Origin of the sequence: Leptolyngbya cf. ectocarpi LEGE 11479 (genome assembly GCF_015207065.1) — a bacterium.
Taxonomy (GTDB): domain Bacteria; phylum Cyanobacteriota; class Cyanobacteriia; order Phormidesmidales; family Phormidesmidaceae; genus Leptothoe; species Leptothoe ectocarpi.
Map to the genome: position 1 here is coordinate 1 of NZ_JADEXP010000338.1, position 6,967 is coordinate 6,967.

General features: G+C 52.2%; 5 protein-coding genes and 1 pseudogene. 4 read left to right on the plus strand and 2 right to left on the minus strand.

What is annotated here, in order from left to right; translation table 11 throughout:
* Nucleotides 1-406 (minus strand): annotated as a pseudogene (locus IQ260_RS24935) (type IV pili twitching motility protein PilT); the annotation flags it as partial.
* Between the two features lie 334 nt (nucleotides 407-740).
* Here IQ260_RS24935 and rpsB point away from each other — a divergent pair.
* The 4 genes from rpsB to recG all read left to right on the plus strand — a co-directional run bounded on the left by rpsB (nucleotide 741) and on the right by recG (nucleotide 6,596).
* Nucleotides 741-1,679 carry a 30S ribosomal protein S2 gene (gene rpsB, locus IQ260_RS24940; RefSeq protein WP_193995784.1) on the plus strand — a complete coding sequence of 313 codons (939 nt, stop codon included), beginning with the start codon at nucleotides 741-743 and terminating at the stop codon, nucleotides 1,677-1,679.
* Nucleotides 1,680-1,850: 171 nt separating this feature from the next.
* Nucleotides 1,851-2,621, plus strand: coding sequence for a translation elongation factor Ts (gene tsf, locus IQ260_RS24945; protein WP_193995785.1), 771 nt, complete (start codon nucleotides 1,851-1,853; stop codon nucleotides 2,619-2,621).
* 259 nt (nucleotides 2,622-2,880) lie between these two features.
* Nucleotides 2,881-4,107: a hypothetical protein gene (locus tag IQ260_RS24950; RefSeq protein WP_193995786.1), complete on the plus strand. Its 1,227-nt coding sequence runs from the start codon at nucleotides 2,881-2,883 to the stop codon at nucleotides 4,105-4,107.
* Complete coding sequence (recG, locus tag IQ260_RS24955; protein ID WP_193995787.1) at nucleotides 4,107-6,596, plus strand: ATP-dependent DNA helicase RecG; 2,490 nt, start codon at nucleotides 4,107-4,109, stop codon at nucleotides 6,594-6,596. Before IQ260_RS24950 ends, recG begins: the two co-directional genes overlap by 1 nt.
* 81 nt (nucleotides 6,597-6,677) lie before the next feature.
* Here recG and IQ260_RS24960 read toward each other — a convergent pair.
* On the minus strand, nucleotides 6,678-6,967 hold a 290-nt coding region (locus tag IQ260_RS24960), incomplete at its 5' end, for a hypothetical protein (protein ID WP_228016412.1).

A 6,967-nucleotide genomic window follows, 5' to 3' on the forward strand; every position in this document is an offset into this window, starting at 1 on the left:
GCACACGGGTAAAATCGAAGTGTGCCGCCCCATCAAAATCCATGGTCTGCTTAAAGTCTTGGATTTGATCAGGCTTGAGCACCTCAGACAACCAACCGTAGAAAGTAGCCTCGTCCGTTGCTGGATAGTCTGTCGTTTCAATTTCCCCGCGATTACGAAAGCGAGGAACCTCCCCTACACCGAGGTGAACATCAGAAAATCCCTTATCAAAGGCCTCACGAACGATCCGCTCAAGCGTCAGACCGCCTCCAACTCTTACGCCAGTAGCAGATTTTGGCATGGGCGGCGGGGCTGCCGCGCGAGCGCCGCCTGAGCGCACCATTCCCGGCGGTGGCGGTGGTGCCGCTCGTTTAGGCGGTGGCGGTGGTGCAGACGGCATGGAAGCAGGGCGTTGTGGATCAGTCATAAAGCACCAAGAGTCTTCAATTAACGACGGGAAACATCAGGAACACACGCCTGTGCCCCTAAAGACAGGCACACGTACAATCATCCACAGCCTACCCAAAATTGCAACCTCCCATAGCAGATTAAAGAGATGGCAGACAAAGGTATGGCAAGCGAAAACGACTGAATACTACGAAAGAAGCCCAGACACGTCCTGTGTTACCCTAGTTTAGCTCTCAATAATTCACACACTTGGGTATTTCGGGTGTTTTAGCGATATATAGGTAGCCTACAGCTGCACTTTTATAGCTCAAATGCACACCAGGTGGAGGTTTAACCCGGAAGGAGAAAATTAAATGCCTGTTGTAACATTGGCTCAATTGCTTGAGTCGGGGGTTCACTTTGGTCACCAGACCCGTCGTTGGAACCCCAAGATGGATCAGTATATTTTCACCGCGCGTAACGGTGTACATATTATTGACCTGGTACAGACCGCGCAGCTGCTCGACAATGCCTATTCATTTGTTCGTAGTTCTGCTGAGAAAGGTCAAAAGTTTTTGTTTGTGGGCACCAAGCGTCAGGCCGCTGGTATCGTCGCTGAAGAAGCCAGCCGCTGCGGTTCCTATTACATCAACCAGCGTTGGCTGGGAGGGATGCTAACCAACTGGTCTACCATTAAGACTCGCGTAGAGCGTCTTAAAGAGCTAGAACGCATGCAAGAGACTGGTGCGCTAGCTTTACGGCCCAAAAAAGAAGCCGCTGTTCTCCGCCGCGAACTAGAGAAACTGCAGAAGTATCTGGGCGGTATTAAGCTGATGCGTCGTCTACCAGATGTAGTCATCATGGTTGATATCAAGCGTGAATACAATGCCGTTCAAGAGTGTCAAAAGCTTGGTATTCCCCTCGTTTCGCTCCTAGACACCAACTGCGATCCCGACGTTGTAGACATTCCTATTCCAGGTAATGACGATGCAATTCGTTCGATCAAGCTGATCTTAGGTAGCTTGGCTAATGCAATCTATGAAGGCTCCCATGGGCAGGCCCTACAGGACGAGGGTAGTGGAGACGACATCTATGCCGATTATCCAAGTGCCGAAGAAGATTATGATTATGGTGAGGCGGCTGTTCCTGCTGCTGGAGATACACCTGCTGCCAGTAGTGATGACGCGGTAGTAACCGCCACTGAGGAAGCACCCGCCGCCACTGAGGAAGCACCTGCCACCGAGGAAGCACCTGCCACCGAGGAAGCAGTACCTGTAACCGCCGATGCCACCCCTGTGGCAGAAAGCGAGTAGCACGAACCTTTAATGTTTATGCCGCATTTGTGCAGCTGAGCCCGTCATGGGTATCGGCTGCTAAATACTTCAGCCTTGGTATCAGCAGAGGCCCTAAGGCTGGTAAACGCGAGGAATCATACATCTCGCGAAGCAAAGCACAGTCAACCAAATTTAGTACAGGAGGAGATAATGGCAGGCATTTCTGCAAAGCAAGTAAAGGAACTGCGCGATGCTACTGGCGCAGGCATGATGGATTGTAAAAAAGCCCTCCAGGAATCGGATGGCGACCAGCAGAAGGCTGTCGAATGGCTACGCCAGAAAGGCATTACCTCAGCAGCGAAAAAAGAAGGCCGCGTAGCTGCAGAAGGACTCGTAGCAAGCTACATCCATACCGGTGGTCGCGTGGGTGTTCTAGTAGAGATAAACTGCGAAACCGACTTTGTTGCTCGCCGAGACGAGTTCAAGACATTGGCACGTGACATTGCTATGCAAATTGCGGCTTGTCCCAATGTTGAGGTCGTCAGAACAGCTGAAATTCCTGAAGAATCCATTGCCCGTGAGCGAGAGATCGAAATGGGTCGTGAGGATCTTGCCAAAAAACCTGAAAATATTCGAGCCAAGATCGTAGATGGGCGCATTGATAAGCGTCTTAAAGAGCTGTCTCTAATGGATCAGCCCTTTATCAAGGATCAAAATATCACCATTGAAGAGCTGATTAAGCAAACAGTTGCCACCTTGGGTGAAAATATTCAGATTCGCCGATTTTCTCGCTTTACGCTGGGTGAGGGCATTGAGAAAAAAGAAGAAAACTTTGCTGAAGAAGTAGCGGCTCAAACGGGGAAAAAGACAGCGGAAAAGCCCGCTGAACCGGAAGCCCCTAAAGCAGAGAAAGCGGAAAAGCCAGCGGAGACCGCCGCGCCCAAGGCAGCAAAGAAGAAAAGCAAAAAGAAAAAGAAGTAGTCCTGCTCGGACAGTGACACTTTTTCTAAAGTAGCTCTGTATTAGATTAAGGTAGGTCCATTACGGTACCTACTTTAATCTAGTTTTTGATTACCACAGCTGAGAGTGGAGGGCATCTCTGAACAATGCCTGAAATGTCTAGTAGCCAGCTTCCGCCCATGCCCTCAGGCCTCAGGACCTTCCATAAGCTCTATACTGGGGTTCGTAGCACTGTTTAGTGCTGCGTTTGATGTACTTTTTCTGTCTCACATCTGCGCTAATGGTTAACGCGAGTGGTCATATTGAACAGCAGCTTTCTAAACTTCAAACGCAAACTGCTGATATTGCCACCGAGCTGGAAACCCTAGTCGACAGCTACTTACAAGTTTTGAGTCAGGCTAGCAAGCGGCAATTGGTGCTGGCGGCTTATCATGTTTGCACCCAGATTTATCCTGAGAAGTTTTTGGGTCTGAGTCTATCCCAGCGCAATCGATTGCAACAGCATCTTCGCGACTTGGGTAACCGTATCCAGCCTCAGCTGCATGAAAAGTGGGAAACGGCTAAGCGATTGAGTTTACAACCAGCGGAGGAAGATGGTCTAGCGGTTATTAGACAGCTCTTCCTGGAGGCGGCGGCGCTTAGAGATCAGCCTGACTTAGCAAATGCGAGTCCACAGCAAGGCCCCCTTGATCCCGATGCAGACAACAGCAGCTCTGATGATGGCAAAGGCCAGGATTCGGCGCAAGAAGACGTATCGTCAGAACACTCCCAAGAAAAATTTCTGGCCGAAATTCATACGCTCATCGGTAGTGAGCCTCTAGACGTGAAGCCAACGGGCGATGAGCCAGCTGATAATGGTCCCATGCTGCCGGCCCAGCTGATGAGGCGACAAATTTTAATTGAAAAGGCTATTCGGGATGTGCTTAAGGCGGTATCGGAAAAGGCAAATAATATTTTGCAAAAGGCTGATGTGATGCCAGAACTGCCGACGGCTCTGCTAAATGCGGCATCAGAATCAGAACGTCTGGGCCACACTCCGATGAAAACCCCAAATTTGGTCAGATTATCTATCAAAATCCTGCCAGACCCTGAAAAAGATAGTTTCGAGAAAAGCGACGACTTCACCGGTCAAGACGATACTGATTCTGACCAATGGCCAGATGAAACAGAGCTTTCAGCCGCTATTATCGCTAGGGAAGACATCTCTGCAGGCTCCTCTGCAAAAAAAATTGACGGGTCGGATAGTGACGACCAAAGCGCCCCGCCTAAAGGGGATGTTACTATGCCCCGATTACTCCAGTTAGAATCTTTGCCTAATTTTGTCGTGATTCATTTGCGGCTCTCAGAAATTGAGTTTGCTGAGACTAATGTTGCTATATGGCGAAACCGCATTCGGAAGAAAATGTCCCACCTTAAACGGGTGGGACATGCCTATAAGGATGCGGAGCGACAGCTTGCGATCGCACAAGCCGAAGATGCCTGGAGAGCAAGCTGGACCAACGACTAATGGCCGAGCCCGACTGGATCCGTCTGCAAAAAGCCCTGAGTGTCGAAGCCGAAACCGGGTTTAATGACCTGCAGGGACACCAAAAACGATTTAGCGAGTTTCTGCGAGACAGTTTGCGCCATATTCCCAGCGGTCTAACGCCCATCGACCAGGACCGCTGGCGGACCTTATCGGACGACTTTGATAAATACAGCGCCCTGAGTTTTGCCCAACGGCAGCATCTGGTGGCCGACACCCGCCGATTTTTGCAACAGAGCCGTCAAAATACTCGCCCTAAAGTAGCTGAAACCGTTGGGCAGTCTGGCCGCAATAGTAGTCAGCATAGCCAGAACCAACGGCCAAAAACGCAGGCCATAGCGGCAAAGGTTCCCACATTACCTAAGTCTGGCCACCCGCTGGATCAGGCCCTGACGTACCTGAAAGGGATGGGTCCCAAGAATAGCGAACGCCTGGCAAAACTGGGGTTGTACACGGTGCGGGATGTCCTGTATTACTACCCCCGTGACCATCTAGACTATGCCCGTCAGGTCAAAATTCGCGATCTCAAGGCAGGGGATACGGTCACGATTGTTGGTACCGTACGTCGATGCAACTGCTTCAATAGCCCCCGTAATGCCAAACTCAGTATTTTTGAACTCGGCCTTTACGACGGTACTGGCACCCTAAAAATCAGTCGTTTTTTTGCAGGTGCCCGGTTTCGTAACCGGGGCTGGCAAGAACGCCAAAAACGCTTATACCCAGCTGGGTCTACAGTGGCCGCATCCGGTCTGGTCAAAAAAGGGAAGTATGGCATCACACTGGACGATCCGGACCTAGAGGTACTGGGGGATGCCCAAGAAGCCATTAACTCAGACACGGTGGGCCGAGTTGTGCCGGTATACCCCCTAACCGAGGGGGTGCCTGCCACATTGGTGCGCAAAGCTGTAGTCGCAGCTCTACCCGCTGCTATAGAAATTCGTGACCCATTTCCCACCGACCTGCGCAACCAGCATGGCCTGATTCAGCTGCCAGTTGCCATTGCCCATATTCACTTTCCACCGGACAGTGAAGCCCTAGCAGTTGCCCGGCGGCGGCTGGTGTTTGATGAGTTTTTCTACTTGCAACTGGGTCTATTGTCACGTCGAAAACAGCAGCAGGCCCAAACCCAAATTCATATGGCCCCAACAGGAGCACTGATCGACCAGTTCTATGATGTGCTGCCCTTTCAACTGACCGCTGCCCAAGGTCGAGTGGTGCAAGAAATTTTAGTGGATTTGCAGCAGTCCACACCGATGAACCGATTGGTCCAGGGGGATGTGGGGTCAGGTAAAACCGTTGTGGCGGTCGTCGCCATTCTGGCAGCGATCCAGGCTGGGTATCAGGCGGCCCTAATGGCCCCCACCGAAGTCTTGGCAGAGCAGCACTACCGCAAACTGGTGGGCTGGTTTAACCTACTGCATTTGCCCGTAGAGCTGCTGACAGGCTCAACCAAAACTGCCAAGCGCCGCGAGATTCACACCCAGCTGGCTACGGGAGAACTGCCCGTGCTGGTGGGCACCCACGCCCTGATCGAAGACCCGGTCAGGTTTGACCGGTTGGGGTTAGTCACTATTGATGAGCAGCACCGATTTGGCGTCGCTCAGCGCGCCAAGCTACAACGCAAGGGCGATCAGCCCCACGTGCTCACCCTCACCGCCACCCCCATACCCCGCACACTGGCCCTCACCCTGCATGGGGATCTCGATGTCAGCCAGATTGATGAGCTGCCCCCAGGCCGTAAACCGATTCAAACAACGCTGCTGGGAGGGCGCGATCGCAACCACGCCTACGACCTGATCCGTCGCGAAATCGCCCAGGGCCGCCAGGTTTATATCGTGCTCCCCCTAGTGGACGAATCTGAAAAACTAGACCTACGTTCTGCCATTGAAGAACATCAGCGCCTGAGCGACGTCGTCTTTCCTGAATTTAACGTGGGTCTGCTCCATGGCCGTCTTAGCTCTGCCGACAAGGACGCTGCCATTACTGCATTCCGCAATCGCCACACCCAAATTCTGGTCTCCACCACCGTGGTAGAGGTCGGTGTGGACGTTCCCAATGCCAGCGTTATGCTGATCGAACATGCCGAACGCTTTGGTCTATCGCAGCTGCACCAGCTCAGAGGTCGTGTGGGTCGCGGGGCCGATCAGTCCTATTGCCTCTTAATGAGCAGCACCAAAAGTGAACCAGCGCTGCAGCGGCTCCGGGTCTTAGAACAGTCCCAGGATGGCTTTTTTATTGCTGAAATGGATCTGCGCTTTCGCGGTCCCGGAGAAGTCCTGGGCACCCGTCAGTCCGGACTGCCCGACTTTGCGCTAGCGAGCTTAGTCAATGACCAGGAGGTTTTAGAACTGGCGCGGACAGCGGCAGAGGAGCTGCTCCACGAGGATCCCAGTCTCGAGCTGTGGCCTTTGATTAAAAAAGAACTCAACCGTCGCTACGAAAAACTCATGGGAGGTGCGATTTTTACTTAGATCCAGTCATGACATAATCGTCCCACTAGCTCCGTTGGCTTCGACTTCGCTCAGCCAACGGAGCTGCTAGTCAGCCTCTCCTTAACGTCGACTAGCTCCGGACAGGGTCAGCAAACTGGCCATGCCCACCATCCCAGCGGCTAAGCCAAAACCTAACCAGAGACCAAAGGGAAGTTCTACAGAACGAAAGGCTAGAAACCGGAGCGAGACAGGGGTGGCATTTTGTACCGATAGAATTGCGATCGCAACCACTAAAAACGCCGGAATCAGCACTAGCAAAAATTTAGTCATACCGTCACCAGGCAACTTCGCTACCCATACCTGCACTAATGCCATCATAGCCGGACCCACAACACGTCCATCTACGGGAC